The following is a 23,933-nucleotide window of genomic DNA, read 5'->3' on the forward strand; positions in this document are numbered from 1 at the left end:
AAGTATAAGACATTTTTTTGAATAAAAAATAAAAGGAGCCGCACCGGACTCCTTTTAATCTTTTGTTTATATATTAATTAACATACGTAGGACTATTATCCACATCTGGAAGCGCCGCAAGTAGTACAAATCAGACAGCCTTCCTGATAAACCAATGTCTCGTTGCCACAGTTCGGGCACTTCTTACCTTTGGCTTCCGTTCCATCCTGAATATACTTCTTCAATGCACGTTCTACACCGTTTTTCCAAGTGTTGATACTTTCACTGTTCAATTGCAGAGAGCCAACCAGTTTGATAACCTGTTCAATCGGCATCCGGTAGCGAAGCACGCCGGAAATCAATTTTGCATAGTTCCAGTATTCCTTGTTGAACTTCTCTGACAATCCTTCAATGGTCGTCTTATATCCGCGTTTGTTCTCGAATTGGAAGTCGTAACGTTTGGTACCGTCTTCATCCACATTTTTGATGATACGTCCGCAAGTCACGCTCTTAGGCAGCAAGATACCTTCGTCGTCATCTTGCAAACCAGTGAATATTTCATAAGGGTGTCCGTCCAATAATCCGACAAAAGCTACCCATTTTTCCTTGTTGTTCTGGAAACGGACAACGTCTGCTTCCAATATTCTCGGACGTACCTCTACAACCGTAGGCGGTTTGCAAGGAGGAAGTCCTTCTTTCTTGTCCTTATCCGATTTCGTAGAGATCAGCACTCCGGAGCGTGAACCGTCACGATATACGGTACAACCTTTGCAGCCGGATTTCCATGCCTCTACATACAGGCGGTTTACTAAATCCTCGTCCACATCGTTCGGCAGATTGATGGTTACGCTGATAGAGTGGTCTACCCATTTCTGGATTCTTCCCTGCATCTTCACCTTCATCAACCAGTCGACATCGTTAGAAGTCGCTTTGTAATAAGGAGATTTGGCAACCAGTTCGTCAATCTCTTCCTGGGTGTAACGTCTGGCCGGATCGTATCCGTTAGCTTCCATCCAGGTAACAAATTTATGATGGAATACGATGTATTCTTCGAATGCGTCCCCTGTTTCGTCTACAAAGTCTACATGCACATTCGTATCGTTCGGGTTCACCTTTCTTCTACGTTTGTAAACAGGCAGGAATACAGGCTCGATACCCGAAGTGGTCTGCGTCATCAAACTGGTCGTTCCGGTCGGAGCAATCGTCAGGCAGGCAATGTTACGGCGACCATATTTCTTCATGTCCTCATACAGTTTCGGATCAGCTGCTGCCAGGCGTTGGATGAACGGATTGTTCTGTTCGCGTTCGCTATTGTATATTTCGAAGGCACCGCGTTCTTTGGCCATTTCCACTGAAGAACGATAGGCACCGAGAGCTACTGTCTTGTGTACTTTTTCAGAGAATTCCGTTGCTTCTTCCGTTCCGTAGCGCAATCCTAAAGCAGCAAGCATATCACCTTCTGCAGTGATCCCTACGCCGGTACGACGACCTTGTCCGCTCTTCTTGTAGATTTTCTCCCAAAGTGCACGTTCCGCATGTTTCACTTCTTCGTTTTCCGGATCTTCGTCAATCTTGGTCATGATACGTTCGATCTTCTCTAGTTCGAGGTCGATAATATCGTCCATGATCCGTTGAGCGAGAGCCACGTGTTTTTGGAACAGGTCGAAATCAAAATAAGCATCCGGTTTGAACGGATTTACCACATAAGAATATAGATTGATAGCCAGTAAGCGGCAAGAATCGTAAGGACATAGAGGAATTTCTCCGCATGGGTTGGTAGATACCGTTCTGTAACCCAGGTCTGCATAACAATCAGGCACAGATTCACGGATAATCGTATCCCAGAACAAAACGCCCGGTTCTGCCGATTTCCATGCATTGTGAACGATTTTCTTCCACAAGGTAGAAGCGTCGATTTCCTTGGTGAATGTAGGTTGGGCAGAGTCGATAGGATATTGCTGTACATACGGCTTTTCGTCTACGGCAGCCTGCATGAAAGCGTCGTCCAACTTGACAGAAACGTTTGCTCCGGTCACTTTACCTTCGGTCATCTTGGCATCAATGAATGCTTCCGAATCCGGATGCTTGATAGACACGCTCAACATCAATGCACCGCGACGTCCGTCTTGAGCTACTTCACGAGTGGAATTCGAATATCGTTCCATGAACGGAACAAGACCGGTAGAAGTCAACGCCGAGTTTTTAACGGGAGAACCTTTCGGACGGATGTGTGATAAGTCATGACCTACACCACCGCGTCTTTTCATTAGTTGCACCTGTTCTTCGTCGATTTTGATGATAGCGCCATAAGAGTCGGCTGCACCGTCCACTCCGATAACGAAGCAGTTGGATAGTGAAGCAACCTGGTAGTCGTTACCGATTCCTGTCATCGGGCTACCTTGGGGGACGATGTACTTGAAGTGATCCAGTAAATCATACAGTTCTTTTGCTGTCAACGCATTCGGATACTTCGATTCTACGCGTGCCACTTCATTTGCAATTCTCCAATGCATGTCTTCCGGGGATTTTTCATAGATATTACCGAAAGAATCCTTTACTGCGTATTTGTTTACCCAAACCCTTGCAGCAAGCTCGTCGCCTTGAAAATATCGTAAAGATTCTTCATAGGCTTCGTCGTAAGAATAAATCTGTTTTTCCACGATTCAATTTGTGTTAAATCTCGTTTTTAATAAGTAATATGTAGAAGTTTACTTATCGTTAACAAATGTAGGCGCAAAGCTAAGAATGTTTTTTCATCTATCAAAATAAAAATGAATTAATTTATTAACAGGTTGCAAGTTTTCCATTTGTTTATGCTAAGTATTTGATAAACAGTTAGAATTGAATTTTGTTCAAAGGTTAAAGTTCTCCAAAAAGAAAACTATTCTATTCCACTAGTGTGGTGGATTATTTTTTTCTTTTTATATCTTTGCAAAAAAAAGATATGTTTGAAACCGTAAAGAACAGAAGAACTATCCGGAAATATCTGCCTAAAGATATAAATCCGAGTTTGTTAAATGATTTGCTTGAAACCTCTTTCCGTGCTTCTACGATGGGTGGGATGCAACTTTATAGTGTGATTGTGACTCACGATGCGGAAATGAAGGAAAAACTTTCGCCTGCTCATTTCAATCAGCCGATGGTAAAAAATGCTCCGGTCGTATTGACTTTTTGTGCTGATTTCCGTCGTTTCAGCAAATGGTGTGAACAGCGGAAAGCTGTGCCGGGCTACGATAATTTAATGTCTTTTATGAATGCGTCTATGGATACTTTGCTTGTTGCGCAGACTTTTTGTACGCTGGCGGAAGAAGCAGGACTCGGCATTTGTTATTTGGGAACTACCACTTATAATCCACAAATGATTATCGATACCCTCCAACTCCCCGAACTGGTATTCCCTCTCACCACAATAACGGTAGGCTATCCGGACGGTATTCCCGCACAAGTAGACCGCTTGCCTTTGGAAGCTGCCGTGCACGATGAAAAATATCACGACTATACACCGGAAGAAATAGATAAACTCTATGCCTACAAAGAATCGTTGCCGGAAAACAAGCAGTTTATCGAAGAAAATAAAAAAGAAACATTGGCTCAAGTCTTTACGGACGTGCGTTACACAAAGAAAGATAACGAATTTATGTCCGAAAATCTATTGAAAGTACTTCGCCAGCAAGGATTCTTGAAATAAGTATTAAGTATTTTTCAAGTATAAAGTATTAAGTATTACCCTGGTGCGAAACCGCATAATAAAGCCTGTCCGCATGGATAATACCTAATACTTAATACTTTATACTTGATTTCAGTTTCTCTTTTTCAGTAACGATTCTATTTCCTGTACTTCTGCACTAAAGCTTTTGTCCACCTCCAATTGTCCTTTTACGGTTTTGCAGGCGTGAAGTACCGTTGCATGGTCTTTGTTACCGATAAACTTACCTATCTTAGAAGTTGAAAAGTCTGTGTGGTTTTTAGCTAGATACATGGCGATCTGTCGTGCTTGAACGACTTCCCTTTTTCTGGATTTTGTATGTATGGCAGACGGTTCCAGATCAAAATGTTTGCATACCACTTTGAGGATATCATCGATGGTAACCGCTTTCGTTTCGTTATGAACCACGCCATGTACAATGTGTTGTGCCAAATCCAAATCTATTTCTTTGTTGAAAATAGTGGAACGAGCCATGATAGCAATGACGATACCTTCCAGATCGCGTACACTTTCATTCACATTTTCGGCAATATAATCGATCACTTCCGGCGGGAATTGTAATCCGTCGCGGTGTATCTTGTTGCGTAGAATGTTTTTGCGAAGTTCTACCGTCGGCTTTTCAAGCTCGGCTACCATACCCCATTTGAAACGGGTCAGGAGGCGTTCTTCAATACCTTGCAACAATACAGGAGCACGGTCTGAAGTTAATATAAGCTGTTTGCCGTTCTGGTGTAAATGATTGAAGATATGGAAGAAGTTGTTTTGAGTCTTGGTGACACCGGCAAACTCCTGAATATCATCAATGATTAATACATCAATCGTCTGATAAAAATTAATAAAGTCGTTGGTCGTGTTATTGCGTACAGAATCCGTATATTGTACCTGGAACAAATGTGCCGAAACGTACAATACTCTTTTCTCTGGATAAATTTCTTTGATTTTCGTGCCTATTGCGTTTGCCAGGTGCGTTTTTCCTACTCCGGATGCTCCATAAAGGAATAACGGGTTGAAAGCAGTCCCTCCCGGTTTTTGCGCTACGGCTTCCGCCACACTTCTTGAAAGTTTATTGCTGTATCCTTCAATGAAGTTCTCAAAATTATAATTGGGATTCAAATGCGGGTCCAAATCCTGAACGGCAGGGGCCTGTAGGAAGCTGGGAGCTTTGTTTCCTCCGATTATGCTTTTGGGAGTAACAGCCGTAGAACGATTGCTTGCTTCGAGATTCACGGTTTGATTCGGAATCGAAGTCTTGTCCACCATGACATTGTACATCAACTTGGTTCCTTCGCCAATGACCTTATATAATGTCTTACGTATAAGATCTACGAATCTCTCTTCCAGTATTTCATAGAAAAACTGGCTCGGGATCTGTAAGATCAACGTTTTGTCCTCATATTTCAACGGAACAATAGGGGCAAACCAAGTATTATATGTCGTCTCGGGAACATTGTCTTTAATAACGTCGAGACAGCGGTTCCAAAGTACGACATGATTTGATTCAATCATAGTAACTTTTAATACATTTATTAATTAAGCAAAACTTCTACGTTTGCAAAATTGGGAATCTTATTCGGAAAAAACAAATCTATTTTTTCTTGTTTTTTTCATGCTAACAATAATGTGTTTACTTTCAATGACTTATGCGTTTGTTGTCGGACACACTCTGTTTACCCTCTCTTGCAGTTTTGTAAGTATCTGTATGTTAATGTCTTATATATATAATTTTAGCCTTTTTTCTCACTTTTGTACGTTTGTACGGGAATATTATTTCGGTTTGTAGATAGACATTTGAAGAGCAATCTACTTTCTTTTGAAAGCCCTTCGTTATTTAGATAAAATCTATATAACGATAATTTGCTACTTGTCTTTCTTGCCGAATAATGAGAAGTGAACGTACCGTTTCGGATGCTCTTTCAGGTCTTCTAATAAGCTGGCTGCATTTTCAGTTGTTGCATTCAGATTATTATATAAAGTCGGGTCGTTGAAGAGCAGTCCGATAGTGTTATCTTTGCTGTTTAATTTTTCTGTAAGTATTTTTACGTTAGCCAGCGTTTCGTCTATTTTTTTGAAAGTGGCTGCATAGTCTACTTCTTTCAAATTTCCGCTGATGACAACGAAGTTGTCTCCGATGGTGTTCAGTTTACTGGTGAGTTGAGGTATGTCATTACTCATCAGCCCTTTTACCTGCGAACTGACTACTGCCAGGTTGGCGGTTGTCTTCTCTATCGAGTGCAGGGTGGCAGGGATGCTCTTGTCTCCTAATATATTGTTCAGAGAGATGAGGATAGAATCCAGTTTCGGAAGCATTTCTTCTACCTTGGGGATCAGTTTTGCCGCGCTTTCCATCATTCCGTTGTTCAGTGTGCCGGGGATCGTATCTCCTACGGCATATTTTTCGCGCGGGTTGTTTGCCAGAAGAATATTCATGCGTACGCCTCCCATAAGTTCGGATACAAGCTCGGCGCTACTTCCTTTGGGAATCCGCAGTTCCGTGTCCAGTTCCACTTCGACAATTACATTTCCGGGTTTGGCATAATCATAATAGATGTCACGCACGATACCTACACGAACACCGTCGGCAAATACCGGGCTTGATTTGGTGAGTCCGTTTACGTTTTTAAATTTGGCATAGAAATAGCTGGAAGGTTGAAACATGTGTATACCTTTCAGCCAGTTAATTCCGTATATAAGCACACATAGTGCAACGATACCTGCAATACCTATTCTGACTTCTTTTGTAATGTACTTCATTTTATCTTTTTATTTATTTCTTCTTTTCTTGAATTCGGCAATCGCTTCATTGACGTTCATTTTCTCGCCGTTCCGGAAAGCGATGATAAAGGCGTCTTTGAATTGTGCCGTAATGGTGCGCTTCGTACGCAACACCTTGTTATAATCGGCGGAGGCTCCATACGTATATTTGTATATTCCCCCTTCCTTATAATAATCTACCTCTTTCAGTCCTTTCAGCCGTTTGTCGTTTTTGGCGAGAGGTTTGGAAGAAGTAAGTATCTGTATCTTAAACGTAATTTCACTGTCATTGGTTGCACTCTCTACTACAATTGGGCGTTTCGGTGCTGTTTTGGCTGTCGCGGCAGGTTTTGTTTTTGCTTCGGCCAATAGCTTTTCCTGTTGGGGAGCTGTGTTCACGCTTTCGGTATCCTTTTGGGCAATTGCCGGGGCATTGTCTTCTTCCTGTTCAGTTGGGACGATCGTTCTGCTGACTCCCGTTAGGCGCAGTTCATGTTCTCTCTTATAATTTAAGAAAGCACGGTAGATTCCTTTTGCCATGGTGCCGGCCCCTTCTTCAGAATTCAGATAGCGCTCCTCTTCGGGCGTAGAGATAAATCCTAGTTCTATCAGAATGCTCGGCATGGCACTCGCTTTTAAGACAAGGAATCCGGCTTGATGCACTCCACGGTCTGCCCTTCTACAAGTTTGGCGAAATTGTTTCTGCATCAGCGAAGCTAGGTGTACACTCTGCTCCATGTATTTATCTTGCATGAATTCAAATATAATATATGACTCGGCAGAGTTCGGGTTGAAACCGGCATATCTTGTTTTGTAGTCACTTTCGTAGAGGATTACGGAGTTCTCTCGCTTGGCAACTTCCAGATTTGCGTCTGATTTGGCCAAACCCAGTGTCCAGGTTGAAGCACCTTTTGCGGTACGGTTGTTAGCCAGTGCGTTGGTGTGAATGGAAATAAAGAGGTCAGCCTTCGCGTTGTTGGCAATTTCTGCGCGTCGGTCTAAAGGGATGAATACATCTTTGCTACGAGTGTAAATCACTTTGACGTCGTCGCAATTCCTTTTAATCAGATTTCCCACTTTCAGGGCAACGTTCAGATTGATATTTTTCTCTTTCGAGATTTTGCCGATGGCGCCCGGATCATGTCCTCCATGTCCTGCGTCGATAACTACTACAAAATCCTTCCCCCATAAGTGGTTAGTACATGAGGGTAGAAAAAGTAGCCAGAGGCAAATGAATATGTATAATATGTACGGTCTATTCAGTTTCATATCTATAATACGGTGCAAATGTAGTAGAAATTTGTAGAAAACTCATTATTTGCCATTAAGTTTTGTGTTTTTTTCGGTTTAATGGTAGCTTTTTTCCTGAAATCTCCGTTACTTTGTGCTTCGAAGTTAAAATGTACGACGATGCTTAAGTTTTTGAAGAATTGGACGTTACCTATTGCTATGCTGGTAGGTGCTATAGGTTATCCGCTGTTTATCAGCCTTTCTTTTCTGACTCCCTATCTTATTTTTACGATGTTGCTATTGACCTTCTGTAAGGTATCTCCTTGTGATTTGAAGCCTAAACCTCTCCATTTGTGGTTGTTATTGATTCAGATTGGCGGAGCGTTGGCTGCTTATTTGTTGCTTTATCGCTTTGATAAAATAGTAGCAGAGGGAGTGATGGTTTGTATTATTTGTCCTACGGCTACGGCCGCTGCGGTGATTACTTCCAAGTTGGGTGGGAGTGCAGCCAGTCTGACTACTTATACATTGATAGCAAATATCGGTGCGGCTATTGCTGTGCCTATTCTTTTTCCTTTGGTGGAGGTGCATCCTGATGTCACTTTTTGGGAGGCGTTTCTTGTTATTTTAGGTAAGGTATTTCCGTTGTTGATTTGTCCTTTTTTGGCTGCCTGGTTGTTGAGTAAGTGTTTGCCAAAAGTGCATCAGAAGTTATTGGGCTATCATGAACTTGCTTTTTATTTGTGGGCTGTGTCTTTAGCTATCGTAACAGCGCAGACATTGTATTCCTTGCTCAATGACCCAGCGGATGGTTTTACGGAAATCATGATTGCTGTCGGAGCACTGATTGCTTGCTGTTTGCAGTTCTTTTTGGGGAAGACAATCGGCTCAATTTATAATGACCGTATCAGTGGCGGGCAGGCGTTGGGACAAAAGAATACGATTTTGGCTATTTGGATGGCACATACTTATTTGAATCCATTGTCTTCTGTGGCTCCCGGTTCGTATGTGTTGTGGCAGAATATTATTAATTCGTGGCAGTTGTGGAAAAAGAGAAAGAATGAATTGAAAAATCAAGCGTAAGACATTAGACAAAGAATCGTAATGGATATAAATCAGAATTCGGATTATGAAAAGACATAATTGTATAATTATTGTAATAGCATTGTTGTTTCTATCTTGTTCTAGGACAAACAATTTATTTGATGAAGCAGTAAGTCTTGATAATCAGAAGAAGTATCATGAAGCAATTGTAGTCTGGAATAAATTAATTCAAAATGCCCCGACTTATCTACCTGCCTATATAAACAGAGGAGCCGATAAGTTTGCGTTAAAACAATATTCTGAAGCTATAAAAGACTATTGTTATGTTATACGACAAGACTCTACATATATAATGGCTTGGCTTAACAGAGGAAACGCAAATTTAGAATTGAACAATTACCAAAGTGCAATTGACGACTTTAATGCAGCAGAAAGAATAAAGCGAGAAGTGTACGGATGCGCCCAAGTGATATTTTATGATAAAATAGATCCTAAAGATGTTGCGTTGGAAGAAATTTGTTTGCAAAGAGGTATTGCCTATTGGTATGTGGATAGCATTAATAAAGCATATAGTGATTTGAATTATTGTATTGATCAGAAATATGAAGTAGTATGCAGTTACTTCTGGCGTGCTTATGTCTATTGGAAAGCCGGCAAAGAGAAAGAGGCATATAATGACTTCATGACCGTGATTTTGCAAGGGCGAGCCGATGACGATTATGTAATTCAGGCACAACAAAATCTAAAGTTGTTGGATAAACATAGCATTCTCTTAAAATAGACTATAAATAAGGAATATGAAGAATATAGTAAAGTTATTATTAGTTGCTGTGTGCATAATATCTTGCTCTATACAATCTAAGCAGGAAACGCCTAAAAAAGTTTATGAAACAACGTGGATGGAATTGACAAAGACGGATAGCGGATATGTCGTTTATAATTATCCTGATTTAGAAGATGATAATTTTAAAACTCCTCAAAAAATAGTCCTCAAAGGAGATTCTATAATCTGGATTACTTATAGTGAAATGCCGATTATTGATACATGTAATAGTGTTCAAGAATTGGCTGATGAAGAATATTTCTTCCCAGTCGGGAATCATTATAAATTTGAATGGTCGGATAAGGAAAAACATATTGCCAAGTGGACAATATATTATGGAGATGAAAGAATTTTATCGAATCGTCTCTATATAGATAGTGTTTATAATACATATCCGGTTATAGACTACAAATGGTTTGATGATAAGGTAAACAACAATTGATAACAGTTTACTATAAATTCGTATTATGAAAATGCGAGTTGTTTGACGGTATGCAAATCCCAGAACATCAATGCAGCTTGATTGTTGCCGAATCGTTACTCCTAAGAACTTATAAATGTATCGGATTGGTAGGGGAGTTAAAGTTGTTGACAATACCTGTGCTAACGAATAGCGGTGAGCTACAAACCATAAACGAACTATAATGCGTATTTTTTATGAGGAGTGGGATAAGGTTTTAAATCATCAGCCAACGGCTGATGATTTGGTGTTGAATGAAAAATTGCTTCTTGTAGAAATTCATCAGCCAGTGGCTGATGAATTTAACTGGTCTGACTTTCTTTCAATCGGCTTTAGTCATCATACCGAAATCATATCCAAAGCTAAGACTTTGGAAGCAAGGCTATTTTATATACATGAATGCGCCATTCACTATTGGAGTAAATACACCTTAAGGGATTACTTAAAAGCAGACCTGTAAAGCCATCGGGGAACTTTGCCTAACAATTTCGCACAAACCTTGCCTGATCCACACTCTGGCTTCTCTTATTATCATTTAATGGTAGACAACGAAAGTGGCGATCCGAAAGATTGGACGGAGTACAAACCCGATAATCAGTCATTGGAACTATGCTTTGATGATATTATAATAACACGAAAGTAATCTTTTACGTCAGTTATATTTTAGAACTGGTTCTGTTTTGTTATCTTTGCGTCGAAACATTGTAACACACAAAAAAACATGAAAAATAAAGCCGTTGTAGTCGTTGTTATTTTAGGAAGTTTGATTATATCGATATTTGCAGGTTGCCGACAATCTCCTTTGAAATACATTCCCCCGACAATAGATTCTGTCAATAACGACAAAAGCAGGATGGGATTGAACGGAAAAGTCAAAACGTTGGATATCTATTATTATCGTCCGGAAAATACATCGTCTTTCTTTTCGACGAAATTCAAAAAAGGCGAGAAATGGGAAGAGGACGGAATACATCACTACCATTTTCATTTCAATATCGACGGCAATCTTGCTCAATGCAACGAGTACGATAAACAAGAAAATATTATCCGAAAGACCGATTATACCTATGAGACTTGGGGACATACATCTACACTTAGCTTTCCGAAAACTAACAGTACGATTGTCAGTAAGTATAATACTGACGGAAAACTACTGGAAATTGTGTATAGTGATTCCCATGGGGAGATAAATACTTATGACGACAGGGGAAATCTTATCCGAACCAAACAGATTGACGGCACGATTGACAAACCGGCTATGACCGAATATGATTATAACGAACATGATTTGTTGGTAGAGAAGAGGGAATATTATAATATAGGGGAATTATCGGGAAAAACAGTCTATGAGTATGATACAAATGGCTTGTTGGCGCAGACCCAAGTGTATGATTTGTTGAGTCGTGATAGGCCGGAAACGCATTTCATCTATGAATACAGTGATAGTAACCGCGTTGTGAAAAAATATAGGATTGACGATGAAGGTAATAAAGAGTTAGAGTCCTGGTGTAAACGTGAATATTATCCGAACGGTAAACTGAAAACCGTTGTTCGTAATAGTATCGTGCAAGAGAAATACGATGAACAAGGACGACCGATTGACGAGCGGCCAGGATTTGAAATACTCTACAAAGACTTCCAAGACTACGGCTGTGATGCGAATGGCAACTGGATTGAAACAAAGAATTTCAAAGATTATGTTGATTTTGGCACGGGGCTCGGTCGTATATTAAAACCTTATGTCGAGCGTATCTTTACTTATTACAAAGAATAAAAACTTAAAATTGAACAATATGCACACACACACACATGGCAAGCGGTAAGATTCCAGAAATCATAGTAACATTGTTAGTGCATACTAAAAAAAAAGAAAACGATGGGAAAAGTAATGAAAGTATTCAAGACACTGATAAACGAGTTGTTTGGAACTAAGAGAGAGTATAAAGTGGAAGGTTTGGGCATCTTTACCTGTAAGGTTTGTGATTGGTGGCGAGATAAATGTTACCTTTGGAGTGGTGCAGTGCAGTTGCCTTTTTACTCGGTAGAAACTCTTGTTTTGATAGAAGGGGACGCTTCTGCTCCGTTCTCCAGGCAATTATTGGAATTACAGGTGCTATTGCAGAACTGGGTACCTATGGCAGAACAACTAGATAGCATGCTGTCCAGCAAAAGCCAGCAGAAACATAAAGAAAAAATATACGGATCCTGGCAGGATGATTTTTATCCCTATACGATCGTGCCGGCTGTACTATATAGTGACAGTTGGGAGATTGTGTTTTACAGGAATAGTGGTGTAAATTATAATTTCACTGTTTTTTGGAAAGACAACAGAGTACAGGATTTACGTTTAGGAGGTTCTTGAATCCTCCCTTTATTTATAGCATTTCCCGTTCTTTCTTTGTCAAACTTTTAACTACAATATCGTAGGAGTTGCTTACAAGCTCTTTGATCTTATCATCAGATACGTCTTGATTGAAATAGACACTGATCCAATATTTCTTGTTCATGTGCCATCCTGGCCTTATGCCGGTATATTCAGTTTGCAGTTCTCCGGATTCGTCAGGGTTGCATTTGATACAACAAAAATCGAAAATCTCAATGTTAACGAAACAGAACCATTTGTCCGCTACATAAAAGCATAGAACGTCACGGCTATATTTGTCGGGCACATTGGGAAACGGCATCTTCTCATGGACTCCCTCAAAAGACAGGCAATATTCTCTAAATTCTTCGATATTCATTTCACTTTTTTATGTTCGGTTATCTATGCAAAAATAGTTAGAATAAAGGAGTGGATAACCATCTTTCTATGAAAATATTCAGGTGAGATGTGTTTCCACGTCTTTGTTTGGTTAGTCGACTTCTTCAAATGAATAGCCGATCTTAAAAACTACTTGACGCTCCACCGCCACCGCTACGTCCACCACCAAAACTGCCGCTACTGCTACTGCTGCCGCTACTACTACTACTACTACTACTGCTACTGTGACTATTACTAGGACTGTCACTATTTGGGGGTGTCTTGCGGGGAATCTTCTGTGTTGTCTGCTTTTTATCTCCGCACATTAAGCAAAGATAGTCGGCAACCTCCAATCCGGCATCGGAATATGTGGCTTCTTTAACTGTTTTCCACGGACTGATACGCTTGGAAGCAATGGTATGGCATTGATTACACATCTTATATTCGCTTCCGACGACAGATTTATACCGCAATATCCAGCCGCAGGAAGTACATTGATAAATACGGTGGATGGCAGAACCTAGTTTGTGTTCCATTTGCTCGGAAGCAGATAATAAAGGGGTTGCAAGCTCATTGGATAAAAGTTGTAAAGCCACAGCTTTGCAAGAGTCGCAGGTCTTACTCTGCAAAATAACACGTTGTTTTTGGTAGAACTTATACCATAAGGATGCCGCAATAAGTGCAGGCCAGACCGGAAAAAACAACACAAGACATCCAAGTGGGCTGTAAAGTGTCAGGACTTTGATTGCTGCTAATGCTGAACCGTCTTTGGGGTGAGCTTTATTTACCTTCATGCGATAAGTGAGAACATTTACCAGTATCAAGAATATCCAAAGCATAGGCGACTGATTTGCCAGAAAATTCCACAACGTATTGCCGGCACTTTTCCAGTAATTATCAGAAATGCCTTGAGAAACTGGTTCATAGTCGCTTCCATAGAGCACCAATGTTACAGCCCGGACTCCCTCTGTCATTCCTCTGTCAAAGTCGTTTTTTCTAAACCACGGAACCATTTCATTCTGTTGAATGCGAAAGCATAAAGCGTCGGGAAGTACTCCTTCTAAACCGTATCCGGTTGCGAAAGTGACTTTACGTTGATCAAGTACTAAAAGAATCAGTAATCCGTTGTCGTCCGCTTTCTTTCCGATGCCCCAGTGCTCAAAAAGCTTGTGGGCAAACTCTGCCGGAATATCTTCTCCAATAGAAGAGAGCGCAACAACCGCCACTTCAATACTCAATGAGTCTTCTAACTGTGACAACATATTATTTATCTCCCACACATAACTTTCATCCAATATCTGATTCGGATTGCTAACCCAATTGGAAGAGCTTTCATTACGCGGATTGGGGACATCTGTTACTTTATAAATTTCTACTGTTTGTTCGTGCTCTAAAGCCAATGCAAAAGCATGACTACCAAAGGCATAACAGAAAACAAGAAGTAATGTCCGGGCTATTCCCTTGAAGCTTTTTTGTGTTTTATCTTTCATTGTTTTGTTATTAACTGATTGTTCTTAGAGTAGAAAATAACTATCATAACTCTCATTCTTTTTGCTAATATAGTTATAATCTGATGAATAAGAATGATAGATGTCTCTGAAATTTTGTATCTATCATACTTTCTTCATGAAATATGGGTATCTATCATTCTTATTCCACTGTTTTTACTGTTTAATCTTTCATGGTATTAACCCGCACATAAATTTTATGACTGCCGCTTCCAATGGTGTCAAGTACTCCTTCCTTTACCCAACCGTTCAATTCATTCAGCGCTTTGTTCTTTAGTAGTCCCGTCAGTTGCGTATACTCTTTGCGTCGTATCATCGGTCGTTCATCCAGAAACCTCTCCAACCTGCGCCGACGCTCTTCCACCGGAACTTCGGCGGAATGTGCAAATCCCGACTTCGCTTTTTCCACAAATCCGCGAACCTTCTTTCGGAAAGAAGATGATGGACGAAAATTTACATTATCGAAATAAATGGACTGTGCATGTATCTCTTTGGCATCCATCACCGGACGTGCTTTCAGCTTGGCTGAAAAATATCCAAGGTTCCCCAACTGAACGTGATGTCCGCTGACTAAATATTCGGATATTTTATTTTCAATAGCCAGCTGAACTCCTTCAATATCTGCCGGCGTAAAGCTGGAAGCTTGAGCGATCTCTTTTACAATTTGTTGAAAGTCGATGGTTCCGTTCGATACGATGCGGGGATACAACGGCTGTTCGTCTTCGTCTTCTTTTGAAGACGGTTTTTTGCGAAAATCATACTTTGCGTACATGTCTTTTCTATTATGGGTTAATGTGGCCAAAACGCCTTTTGAAAGGCATTTTAATGATTGTTTTGCAGCAAGATAACCTACAATTGAAGCCTGGATAATCAACTGGAATCAGTGGCTTTTCTTGGGCACACATTTGTGGGCTCTACAGCCCACGAATGTAAACTATACAGCCCGCATAGGTGGGCTGTACGGCACACTTATGCGGGCTGAAGTCTAACTGCCTGCAAAGATACATTATCCTGCCTTTATTCGCAAATTTAGTAAGCATTATTTCTGTAAAATAAAGTCGTGTGGCGTAGCAAATAAAAGCGGTGAAATTTGTTTGGGCGAAGAGCATGTTGTATCTTTGTATGGCTGTAGTGCAGCTTTCCTTTTACTGGAAATAATAATAAAAAAAGATGAGAATAACATTAGTCAGAGACGATGGCAAGGTAAAAACCTTACGGACGTTGAAAATGGAGCTCCTTTTGGAGCAGATGAAAACGGAAGTCAAGGCGCAGCCCGTCTCAAAGATGAGGGAAGTCTTGCGGTATACTCTTCCGGGAAATTCGATTGAAGAGGTGCGTAAAGTTCCCAAAGTGATGCCTGCCGCAGCTTTTGTCCGTAAAGAAGGGGTAATGACCCTGAATGAATATAACGGCATAGTGATGATGGAAGTCAATAACCTTTCGGGAAGGGCGGAAGCCGACGAAATAAAGGAACTGGTTAAAGAGCTTCCGCAAACATACCTTGCTTTTACCGGATCTTCCGGCAAATCAGTAAAGATATGGGTACGGTTCACCTATTCGGATGACCGCTTGCCGACTTTACGCGAGCAAGCGGAACTTTTTCACGCGCATGCTTATCAGACGGCTGTGAAATATTATCAGCCACAACTGCCTTTTGATATCGAACTGAAAGAACCGTCGCTCGAACAATATTGCAGGCTGACGTATGATCCTGAACTTTATTTCAATCCGAAAGCAATGCCTATTTATATGAAGCAGCCCGTCAGTCTTCCGTCCGAAACGACTTTTATCAAACGAACGCGGGAAACTGATTCTCCTTTGCAGCGAATGGCGCCCGGATATGAAAATTATGAAGCATTGTCGGTGCTTTTCTCCGCTGCATTCAACAGGGCGCTCGAAGAACTGGACGGATACCGGGAAGGAGACGATCTGCAACCGCTACTAGTGTGTTTGGCGGAGCATTGCTTTCGGGCAGGTATCCCCGAAGAAGATACTGTGCGGTGGACAAAGGCGCACTACCGGCTCCCTTCGGACGAGTTACTGATTCGCGAAACTGTGAAAAGTGTCTACCGTTCCGCCAAGGGATTCGGCAAGAAGAGCAGTCTGACGGCCGAACAGCTTTTCGCCATGCAGATGGACGAATTTATGAAGCGCCGTTATGAATTTCGATACAATACGCTGACCACGGAAGTGGAATATCGCGAACGGAATAGTTTTAATTTCTATTTTCGTCCGGTGGACAAGCGGGTGCTGGCGAGTATCACGATGAATGCCATGTATGAAGGGGTGAAAATGTGGGATAGGGACGTAATCCGCTATTTGGATTCCGACCATGTGCCTGTTTATCAGCCTGTGGAGGATTTTTTGTATCATCTGCCTCACTGGGATGGTAAAGACCGGATTTTGGAACTGGCCAACCGTGTTCCCTGTGATAATCCGCATTGGGCGCCGTTGTTCCGTCGGTGGTTTTTGAATATGGTTGCCCATTGGAGGGGAATGGATAAGAAACATGCCAACAGTACGTCACCTTTGCTGATTGGTCCGCAGGCATATCGGAAATCGACTTTTTGCAGAATGCTTCTTCCTCCTGCTTTACAGGCGTACTATACGGATAGCATTGATTTCAGTCGGAAACGGGACGCGGAGTTGTATCTGAATCGCTTTCTGCTTATCAATATGGATGAATTCGACCAGATTAGTCCAACCCAGCAGGCTTTTCTGAAACATATTCTGCAAAAGCCGGTGGTGAACACACGTCGTCCGAATGCTTCGGCAGTGGAAGAGCTTCGCCGGTATGCATCGTTCATTGCCACGAGCAATCATCGGGATTTGTTGACGGATACTTCCGGTAGCCGTCGTTTCATCGGTATTTACATGACGGGAGCTATAGATGTGTCGCGTCCTATTGATTATGAACAGCTTTATGCACAGGCGTTGGAGTTGCTTTATCACAACGAACGTTATTGGTTTGACTCCGAAGAAGAGGCTATCATGACGGAAAACAACCGGGAGTTTGAACAATCTCCTGCCATCGAACAATTATTTATGGTTTATTATCGTAGGGCAGAAGAAGAGGAAGAAGGGGAATGGTTACTGGCTATTGACATTCTGCGCCGGATTCAGAAAGCAAGTAAAATGACATTTTCCGCCAGGCAGGCTTCTTATTTCGGGCGTATCTTGCAGCGGCTCGGAGTGAAATCTAAACGGAAAACGTATGGTACGTATTATCATGTTGTACCTTTGGAGGTAGAATAGATTTTGTTATTTATTAATTATTTACATCATATATATAATGCTATGACTAAAAAAGATGCTATAAAAGTATTTGAAGATAAAAAGATCCGTGCTGTTTGGGATGACCAAAAGGAGGAATGGTATTTTTCCATTGTGGATGTGGTAAGCGTGCTAACAGAAAGTGTTGATGGACGCAAGTATTGGAATAAGTTGAAACAGCGTCTCAAAGCAGAAGGTAGTGAGTTGGTGACAAATTGTCACCAACTGAAATTACCCTCTTCCGATGGCAAACTGTATAAGACAGATGTAGCTACAACCCAACAGCTTTTCCGTCTAATTCAGTCTATTCCCTCGCCCAAAGCGGAGCCCTTTAAGATGTGGATGGCTCAAGTCGCCAAAGAGCGTCTGGATGAAATGCAGGACCCCGAACTGACTATAAATCGGGCGATGATGGAATATAAATCTTTAGGTTACTCGGATAATTGGATTAATCAACGATTGAAATCAATTGAAGTACGGAAGGAACTAACTGACGAATGGAAAAGAAATGGGATGCAAGAGGGCGTTCAGTTTGCTGCATTAACGGATATAATTTATCAGACATGGGCTGAAAAGTCGGCAAAAGAGTATAAGCAGTTTAAAGGATTGAAGAAAGAAAATCTCCGTGATAATATGACGAACACTGAACTGATCCTTAATATGCTTGCTGAAACGGCTACTACGGATTTGTCCAAAGAGAGAAACCCATCCGGTTTTGCTGAAAATGCCGAAGTGGCAAAAGATGGAGGAAATGTGGCAAGAGTTGCTCGCAAGCAATTGGAAAGTCAGCTAAAACGCCCTGTTATATCTCCACTTAATGCAAAAAGTGCATTGCAAGTTGGTGATGAACGGGAAAAAAATGAAACTTCAGGAGAGAGCGTGGAATGATCAAGTATGATAGATACCTCGTTTTTGATGGTCTAAGTATGATAGATACCGGAAATAATAGTTATCTATCATACTTATTCTTTTAATTATAAGTGGTTTATGAAAATGAATGAGAGTATGATACTAGTTTTTTTACTCATAGAGAAGATATTTTTTTCTAATCTCCTTGTAATCCTGTAATTCCTTTTGCCAACTATTCCGGATAGCCTCTTCCGATTCTCCTTTGAGGATAGCTTTGCGTACGCTGTCAGTTCCCATCAGCAAATCAAACCATCGGGCACGGGAGAAGAAAGCTGCGTTTTCACCGGATAAGCGATAAAAGTCCAAGAAGTAGCGGAGTGTAAATCCGTTCACATCGGTTACATTACGGAGATCTTCCCCATAACAGGTGATACCTTTGTGCATCGGATTTTTGTCAAAACCGGGTAAGGAGCGGGGAGTAAAAGTGAAACTTCCGTATTTCTTATTAGGTGCGCCTAATACCTGGAAAGGGAAAGTTGTCCCCCGTCCCACGCTGACGCGGGTGGCTTCAAAAGGACAAAGTGAGGCGTACAATCGGATAGACTGATCGTTTGGGAGGTTGGGCGACGGCTTGATGGGAAGTGAATAAGGTGCTCCATGTTTCCACCCGGTCATTGGAATTACCTTTAATGAACAAGGATTTTTCTTGTTGGCAATCCATCTTTCCCCGTTTATCATCTGTGCCAGTTCGCCGATGGTACATCCGTGGAGAACCGGAAGGGGTAACATGCCGACAAAACTCCGGTAGGCAGGTTTGAGTATCGGACCATCCACATAATCGCACGGATTGGGGCGATCCAGTACAACCATTTCTTTCTTGTTCTCTGCGCAAGCTTCCATCACATAATACATCGTGCTTATATAGGTATAAAAGCGTGCCCCTACATCCTGAATGTCGAATACAATCACATCGACATCTTTTAGTTGGGCGGCAGACGGCTTTTTGTTGTCACCATAAAGCGATACGATAGGAATGCCGGTGTGGGAATCTTTTCCGTCTTTCACCGTTTCACCCGCATCTGCGTTACCACGGAAACCATGCTCGGGAGCAAATACTTTGACTACCCGGACCTCTCTCTTTAATAAGGTATCGAGAAGATGAACCTGCTTTCTTCCCACAACAGAAGTGTGATTGACCACCATTCCGATGCGTTTTCCTTTCAGCAACGGCAGATATTGATCCATCTGTTCTGCTCCCGTGACAATTTGACTGTTTACACGCATTGGCAACAACATAATGAACAAAAATATAAGAATGAAGGAAACTCTAGTTTGCATATCGGTAATTTTTTTGTAATATTGCACAAAAATATTAATTTCTCATCAAGAGAGCAAAAAATAAAGCACATGAATCCATACGAAATCATTGATAAGTATTATCCGGAGAATACCCAGCAGAGACAAATCTTAGTAATACATAGTTTGGCCGTGTCCGGAAAAGCAATGAAAATGCTGGATGCTCATCCCGAATTGCGTTTAAACCGGAGTTTTGTGAAAGAAGCTGCTCTGTTGCATGATATTGGAATTTTTCAGACCGATGCTCCCACCATTCAGTGCTTTGGCACTCATCCTTATATCGCCCACGGATATTTGGGAGCTGAAATCTTGCGGGCGGAAGGTTTCCCCCAACACGCATTGGTGTGCGAACGCCATACGGGAGCCGGACTCTCGTTGGAAGATATCATTGCCCAGCAGCTCCCCGTTCCTCATCGTGAGATGCTGCCCATTACCCTGGAAGAGCAATTGATTTGCTTTGCGGATAAATTCTTTTCTAAAACCCATCTGGATGAAGAGAAAACTGTGGAAAAAGCGCGGCAAAGTATTGCAAAATATGGTGAAGAAGGCCTAAGCCGCTTTGATAGATGGTGTTCTCTCTTTTTATAGCACTAAAAAATAATTAAATAACGAAGATTCTAACTCATATTTGGTGAAGATTGTGTACTTTTGCCACTTCAAGCGTAAACTATTAGTTAATGGCGCCATTGAAAGCAAAAATACTTATATCATTCATACTGCTGATTGTCTTACTGATGCTTCCCGATGAGGCTACGTCTCAGCGTCGAAGAAGAGGAATGATTGCCTCCAATACCGCACAAACGGATTCCCTTCAGGGAAATGATTCGTTGAAAGCAGATACGGTAACGGTACGCATTGATTCCATCGCACCGGTAAAGAAGAAACAACCACTCGATGCACCGGTTGTTTATGAATCCAACGACTCCACTGTCTTTACTTTGGGAGGAGCCGCTACACTTTATGGTAGCGGAAAAGTGAATTATCAGAACATCGAACTGGCTGCGGAAGTTATTTCGATGAATCTGGATAGTAGTACTGTGCATGCTTATGGTATCAAGGATACTACCGGAGTGGAAAAAGGTAAACCGGTATTTAAAGAAGGTGATACCTCGTATGATACGGAAACAATCCGATATAACTTCAAAACCAAGAAAGCGGGAATTACTGATATCGTCACCCAGCAGGGAGAAGGATATGTGACCGGAAGCAAGGCGAAGAAAGGGGCCAATGATGAAATTTTCATGGAGCATGGGCGTTATACAACCTGCGATCATCACGATCATCCCCACTTCTATATGCAGCTGACGAGAGCTAAGGTGCGCCCTAAAAAGAATGTAGTGACAGGACCTGCCTATCTGGTTGTGGAAGATGTGCCTCTGCCGTTGGCTGTGCCGTTCTTCTTCTTCCCATTCTCCAGCAGTTACTCTTCCGGTTTCATTATGCCGACTTATATGGATGACTCCAGTCGTGGTTTCGGTTTGGCAGAAGGAGGATATTACTTTGCCATGAGTGATATCATGGACTTGAAAATAACGGGAGATATCTTCACGAAAGGTTCATGGAGATTGTCTGGATTGACAAACTATAATAAACGCTATAAATATTCCGGTACGCTGCAAGCGGACTATCAGGTCACCAAGACTGGAGATAAAGGGATGCCGGACTATACAGTTGCTAAGGACTTTAAGGTGGTATGGAACCATCGACAGGATGCTAAAGCCAGTCCGAACACTACATTCTCTGCCAGTGTGAACTTCTCGACCAGTAGTTATGAACGTTCTAATATCAACAACCTTTATAATTCGCAGTTGTTGACTCAAAATACCAAAACATCAAGTATTAGTTATTCTCGTAGTTTTCCCGATATCGGTCTGACCTTATCCGGAACTACCAATATCGCACAGACAATGCGTGACTCTTCTATTGCGGTCACTTTGCCTGACTTGAATATTACGTTGAGCCGTCTGTTTCCGTTCAAGCGCAAGAAAGCGGCAGGAGCCGAACGTTGGTACGAGAAGATTTCCATTGGTTATACGGGACGTCTGACAAACAGTATCCGTACTAAAGATGACCATTTGTTCAAAGCCGGACTAAGCTCATGGGAGAATGCGATGAACCATAACATTCCTATCAGTGCTACTTTTACGCTGTTCAAATATTTGCAGGTCAATCCTTCTGTGAATTATACAGAACGATGGTACACCCGTAAAATCAATCAGCATTATAACGAAGATACTCACAGGCTGGAATCATTGCCGGGCGATTCTCTTAACGGCTTTTATCGTGTATCCAATTACTCGGCTAGTTTGGCTCTAAGTACGAAATTGTATGGTATGTATAAACCGATCTTTGCGAAGAAGAAGGAGATACAGATTCGTCACGTATTCACACCGCAGGTGAGTTTGAGTGGTGCTCCGGGATTTGGCAAGTACTGGGAAGAATATACCGATTATAATGGTAATACACAATATTATTCTCCTTTTACCAATCAGCCTTATGGCGTGCCTTCTCGTGAGGGGTCGGGAACGGTTAGTTTCTCGATAGCTAATAACTTGGAGATGAAGTATTATGACGCAAAGAATGATACAGTCAAGAAAGTTAGCCTTATTGATGATTTGAGTGCCAATATGTCCTATAATATGGCGGCAAAGGAAAGACCGTGGAGTGACTTAAGTATGAACCTCCGTCTGAAACTGACCAAGAATTATACTTTCAATATGAATGCCCAATTCGCTACGTATGCTTATACATTCGATAAAAGCGGTAATGTAGTGACCAGTAACCGTACAGAATGGTCGTATGGTCGTTTTGGGCGTTTCCAAGGATATGGTTCTTCTTTCAACTATACCTTTAATAATGACACATGGAAGAAATGGTTCGGTCCGAAAGAGGAGGATGAAAAAGGAAAAGATAAGAAGTCGGAGGATAGTGACGATGAAGAATCTGACGGAACGGAAGGAGATGGTACTACACCTAAGAAAGTAGAGAAAGCACAGGCAGACCCGGATGGTTATCAGGTGTTTAAGATGCCTTGGTCGTTAAGCCTTAGCTATTCGTTTAATATCCGTGAAGATAGGTCTAAGCCTATTAACCGTTATTCCATGCGATATCCTTATACGTATACGCATAACATCAATGCAAACGGAAATATAAAGATTTCTAATAACTGGTCGCTCTCGTTCAACTCGGGCTATGATTTTCAGGCAAAAGAGATTACGCAGACTTCTTGTACAATCTCCCGTGACTTGCACTGTTTCAACCTGTCCGCCAGTCTTTCTCCTTTCGGACGCTGGAAATATTACAATGTTACCATCCGTGCGAATGCAAGCATCTTGCAAGACTTGAAGTATGAGCAGAGAAGCCAAACGCAAAGTAACATTCAGTGGTACTAGGATAAGTTGAGAGTTGAGAGTGGAAATTCGGACGTGTAATTGTTTTGCTAGAATATAGAAAAGAAAAATGGCTGCGCTATCATTCGACGAATAGTGCAGCCATTTTTTTTACTCTTTACTCTTTATTCTCAACTCTCCATTCTCAACTTCTCCAACTACCATGCGATTTCTGTTTTTCCATGGGTTTTCAGGTAATCGTTTGTACGGCTGAAATGTTTGTTTCCGAAGAAGCCGTTGTAAGCTGAAAGAGGAGAGGGGTGGGCAGAGGTGAGCACCAGATGCTTGTTGCGGTCGATAAACGCCCCTTTCTTTTGAGCGTATGATCCCCATAAGATAAATACCAGGTTTTCTTTTTCTTCTGTCAGGGCACGGATTGCAGCATCGGTAAATGTTTCCCAGCCACGATTCTGATGTGAACCTGCTTGGTGGGCACGTACCGTCAGAGTTGCGTTGAGTAATAATACTCCTTGTTCTGCCCAGCGAGTCAGGTTTCCCGTGGTCGGGGCATCTGAACCGATGTCGGCTTTGATTTCTTTGAATATGTTCACTAATGAAGGGGGAAAAGGCACTCCGTCGTTTACAGAGAAACAGAGACCATGTGCTTGTCCCGGTCCATGGTAAGGATCTTGTCCTATAATTACAACTTTCACTTTGTCGAAAGGACAAAGGTTGAAAGCATTGAAGATCAGTTTTCCCGGAGGGAAGATCTGATACTGGCTATATTCGCTTTTGACGAAATCGGTCAGTGTGCGAAAGTAGTCTTTGTCGAATTCGGGTTTTAAATGTGCTTTCCAGCTTTCTTCAATTTGTACGTTCATAGTC

At 41.7% G+C, this 23,933-nt stretch carries 19 protein-coding genes and 1 pseudogene; 11 read left to right on the forward strand and 9 right to left on the reverse strand.

What is annotated here, in order from left to right; all coding sequences use genetic code 11:
* Positions 1–95: 95 nt before the first annotated feature.
* Positions 96–2,639 (reverse strand): adenosylcobalamin-dependent ribonucleoside-diphosphate reductase, encoded by a 2,544-nt coding sequence (locus tag BXY_RS05495; RefSeq protein ID WP_004299345.1) that lies wholly within the window; start codon positions 2,637–2,639, stop codon positions 96–98.
* 284 nt (positions 2,640–2,923) lie between these two features.
* Between BXY_RS05495 and BXY_RS05500 the strand changes: the two genes are divergently transcribed.
* Entirely contained in the window at positions 2,924–3,667 is a 744-nt protein-coding gene (locus tag BXY_RS05500; RefSeq protein ID WP_022199219.1) for an NADPH-dependent oxidoreductase, read from the forward strand.
* A gap of 111 nt (positions 3,668–3,778) precedes the next feature.
* On the opposite strand, the gene dnaA is transcribed toward BXY_RS05500, so the two are convergent.
* The 3 genes from dnaA to BXY_RS05515 form a co-directional block, all read right to left on the reverse strand.
* Entirely contained in the window at positions 3,779–5,191 is a 1,413-nt protein-coding gene (dnaA, locus tag BXY_RS05505; RefSeq protein ID WP_004299347.1) for a chromosomal replication initiator protein DnaA, read from the reverse strand.
* A 351-nt stretch (positions 5,192–5,542) separates the two neighbouring features.
* Positions 5,543–6,436 carry an MlaD family protein gene (locus BXY_RS05510; protein WP_015531381.1) on the reverse strand — a complete coding sequence of 298 codons (894 nt, stop codon included), beginning with the start codon at positions 6,434–6,436 and terminating at the stop codon, positions 5,543–5,545.
* Positions 6,437–6,445: 9 nt separating this feature from the next.
* Positions 6,446–7,705, reverse strand: coding sequence for an N-acetylmuramoyl-L-alanine amidase family protein (locus BXY_RS05515; protein ID WP_015531382.1), 1,260 nt, complete (start codon positions 7,703–7,705; stop codon positions 6,446–6,448).
* An 81-nt stretch (positions 7,706–7,786) separates the two neighbouring features.
* Between BXY_RS05515 and BXY_RS05520 the strand changes: the two genes are divergently transcribed.
* The 6 genes and pseudogenes from BXY_RS05520 (at position 7,787) to BXY_RS05545 (ending at position 12,355) form a co-directional block, all read left to right on the forward strand.
* Complete coding sequence (locus BXY_RS05520; RefSeq protein WP_015531383.1) at positions 7,787–8,749, forward strand: Predicted Na+-dependent transporter; 963 nt, start codon at positions 7,787–7,789, stop codon at positions 8,747–8,749.
* A 46-nt stretch (positions 8,750–8,795) separates the two neighbouring features.
* Complete coding sequence (locus BXY_RS05525; protein WP_015531384.1) at positions 8,796–9,491, forward strand: tetratricopeptide repeat protein; 696 nt, start codon at positions 8,796–8,798, stop codon at positions 9,489–9,491.
* Positions 9,492–9,507: 16 nt separating this feature from the next.
* Complete coding sequence (locus BXY_RS05530; RefSeq protein ID WP_004299353.1) at positions 9,508–9,975, forward strand: hypothetical protein; 468 nt, start codon at positions 9,508–9,510, stop codon at positions 9,973–9,975.
* Between the two features lie 202 nt (positions 9,976–10,177).
* Positions 10,178–10,450: pseudogene (locus tag BXY_RS05535) on the forward strand (PDDEXK nuclease domain-containing protein); the annotation flags it as partial.
* A 264-nt stretch (positions 10,451–10,714) separates the two neighbouring features.
* Positions 10,715–11,767 carry a hypothetical protein gene (locus BXY_RS05540; protein WP_015531386.1) on the forward strand — a complete coding sequence of 351 codons (1,053 nt, stop codon included), beginning with the start codon at positions 10,715–10,717 and terminating at the stop codon, positions 11,765–11,767.
* Positions 11,768–11,869: 102 nt separating this feature from the next.
* Positions 11,870–12,355: a hypothetical protein gene (locus tag BXY_RS05545; RefSeq protein WP_015531387.1), complete on the forward strand. Its 486-nt coding sequence runs from the start codon at positions 11,870–11,872 to the stop codon at positions 12,353–12,355.
* A gap of 13 nt (positions 12,356–12,368) precedes the next feature.
* Here the strand turns inward: BXY_RS05545 and BXY_RS05550 are convergent, their stop codons facing one another.
* The 3 genes from BXY_RS05550 to BXY_RS05560 form a co-directional block, all read right to left on the reverse strand.
* The gene (locus BXY_RS05550; protein WP_015531388.1) at positions 12,369–12,734 is read right to left on the reverse strand and encodes an MmcQ/YjbR family DNA-binding protein; all 366 of its coding nucleotides are present in this window, start codon (positions 12,732–12,734) and stop codon (positions 12,369–12,371) included.
* Positions 12,735–12,876: 142 nt separating this feature from the next.
* Entirely contained in the window at positions 12,877–14,223 is a 1,347-nt protein-coding gene (locus BXY_RS05555) for a TPM domain-containing protein (protein WP_015531389.1), read from the reverse strand.
* 181 nt (positions 14,224–14,404) lie between these two features.
* Positions 14,405–15,013: an HU family DNA-binding protein gene (locus BXY_RS05560; RefSeq protein WP_015531390.1), complete on the reverse strand. Its 609-nt coding sequence runs from the start codon at positions 15,011–15,013 to the stop codon at positions 14,405–14,407.
* A gap of 398 nt (positions 15,014–15,411) precedes the next feature.
* On the opposite strand from BXY_RS05560, the gene BXY_RS05565 reads away from it, so the two are divergent.
* Both BXY_RS05565 and BXY_RS05570 read left to right on the forward strand, forming a co-directional pair.
* Positions 15,412–17,496, forward strand: a complete 2,085-nt coding sequence (locus tag BXY_RS05565; RefSeq protein WP_121960330.1) for a BT4734/BF3469 family protein — start codon at positions 15,412–15,414, stop codon at positions 17,494–17,496.
* Between the two features lie 42 nt (positions 17,497–17,538).
* A complete protein-coding gene (locus BXY_RS05570; protein WP_015531392.1) occupies positions 17,539–18,402 on the forward strand; it encodes a BRO-N domain-containing protein in 864 nt (287 codons plus the stop codon).
* Positions 18,403–18,534: 132 nt separating this feature from the next.
* Here BXY_RS05570 and BXY_RS05575 read toward each other — a convergent pair whose 3' ends face one another.
* Complete coding sequence (locus tag BXY_RS05575) at positions 18,535–19,701, reverse strand: exo-beta-N-acetylmuramidase NamZ family protein (protein WP_208946770.1); 1,167 nt, start codon at positions 19,699–19,701, stop codon at positions 18,535–18,537.
* A gap of 69 nt (positions 19,702–19,770) precedes the next feature.
* Between BXY_RS05575 and BXY_RS05580 the strand changes: the two genes are divergently transcribed.
* Positions 19,771–20,307 (forward strand): HDIG domain-containing metalloprotein, encoded by a 537-nt coding sequence (locus BXY_RS05580; RefSeq protein ID WP_004312347.1) that lies wholly within the window; start codon positions 19,771–19,773, stop codon positions 20,305–20,307.
* Between the two features lie 89 nt (positions 20,308–20,396).
* The gene (locus BXY_RS05585) at positions 20,397–23,111 is read left to right on the forward strand and encodes a putative LPS assembly protein LptD (RefSeq protein WP_015531394.1); all 2,715 of its coding nucleotides are present in this window, start codon (positions 20,397–20,399) and stop codon (positions 23,109–23,111) included.
* Positions 23,112–23,266: 155 nt separating this feature from the next.
* Here BXY_RS05585 and ung read toward each other — a convergent pair whose 3' ends face one another.
* On the reverse strand, positions 23,267–23,929 hold the full coding sequence (gene ung, locus BXY_RS05590; protein ID WP_008776256.1) for a uracil-DNA glycosylase: 663 nt from the start codon (positions 23,927–23,929) through the stop codon (positions 23,267–23,269).
* Between the last annotated feature and the right edge of the window lie 4 nt (positions 23,930–23,933).

Source organism: Bacteroides xylanisolvens XB1A (assembly GCF_000210075.1).
GTDB classification, from domain to species: Bacteria; Bacteroidota; Bacteroidia; order Bacteroidales; family Bacteroidaceae; genus Bacteroides; species Bacteroides xylanisolvens.

What these genes read in the sequence shown, in the direction of transcription:
- BXY_RS05545 (WP_015531387.1), top strand. Translation starts at nt 11,870, where the DNA reads ATGGGAAAAGTAATGAAAGTATTCAAGACACTGATAAACGAGTTGTTT.
- BXY_RS05520 (WP_015531383.1), top strand. Translation starts at nt 7,787, where the DNA reads ATGGTAGCTTTTTTCCTGAAATCTCCGTTACTTTGTGCTTCGAAGTTA.
- BXY_RS05580 (WP_004312347.1), top strand. Translation starts at nt 19,771, where the DNA reads ATGAATCCATACGAAATCATTGATAAGTATTATCCGGAGAATACCCAG.
- BXY_RS05565 (WP_121960330.1), top strand. Translation starts at nt 15,412, where the DNA reads ATGAGAATAACATTAGTCAGAGACGATGGCAAGGTAAAAACCTTACGG.
- BXY_RS05525 (WP_015531384.1), top strand. Translation starts at nt 8,796, where the DNA reads ATGAAAAGACATAATTGTATAATTATTGTAATAGCATTGTTGTTTCTA.
- BXY_RS05550 (WP_015531388.1), bottom strand. Translation starts at nt 12,734, where the DNA reads ATGAATATCGAAGAATTTAGAGAATATTGCCTGTCTTTTGAGGGAGTC.
- BXY_RS05575 (WP_208946770.1), bottom strand. Translation starts at nt 19,701, where the DNA reads ATGCAAACTAGAGTTTCCTTCATTCTTATATTTTTGTTCATTATGTTG.
- ung (WP_008776256.1), bottom strand. Translation starts at nt 23,929, where the DNA reads ATGAACGTACAAATTGAAGAAAGCTGGAAAGCACATTTAAAACCCGAA.
- dnaA (WP_004299347.1), bottom strand. Translation starts at nt 5,191, where the DNA reads ATGATTGAATCAAATCATGTCGTACTTTGGAACCGCTGTCTCGACGTT.
- BXY_RS05585 (WP_015531394.1), top strand. Translation starts at nt 20,397, where the DNA reads ATGGCGCCATTGAAAGCAAAAATACTTATATCATTCATACTGCTGATT.
- BXY_RS05570 (WP_015531392.1), top strand. Translation starts at nt 17,539, where the DNA reads ATGACTAAAAAAGATGCTATAAAAGTATTTGAAGATAAAAAGATCCGT.
- BXY_RS05540 (WP_015531386.1), top strand. Translation starts at nt 10,715, where the DNA reads ATGAAAAATAAAGCCGTTGTAGTCGTTGTTATTTTAGGAAGTTTGATT.
- BXY_RS05500 (WP_022199219.1), top strand. Translation starts at nt 2,924, where the DNA reads ATGTTTGAAACCGTAAAGAACAGAAGAACTATCCGGAAATATCTGCCT.
- BXY_RS05515 (WP_015531382.1), bottom strand. Translation starts at nt 7,705, where the DNA reads ATGAAACTGAATAGACCGTACATATTATACATATTCATTTGCCTCTGG.
- BXY_RS05560 (WP_015531390.1), bottom strand. Translation starts at nt 15,013, where the DNA reads ATGTACGCAAAGTATGATTTTCGCAAAAAACCGTCTTCAAAAGAAGAC.
- BXY_RS05555 (WP_015531389.1), bottom strand. Translation starts at nt 14,223, where the DNA reads ATGAAAGATAAAACACAAAAAAGCTTCAAGGGAATAGCCCGGACATTA.
- BXY_RS05510 (WP_015531381.1), bottom strand. Translation starts at nt 6,436, where the DNA reads ATGAAGTACATTACAAAAGAAGTCAGAATAGGTATTGCAGGTATCGTT.
- BXY_RS05530 (WP_004299353.1), top strand. Translation starts at nt 9,508, where the DNA reads ATGAAGAATATAGTAAAGTTATTATTAGTTGCTGTGTGCATAATATCT.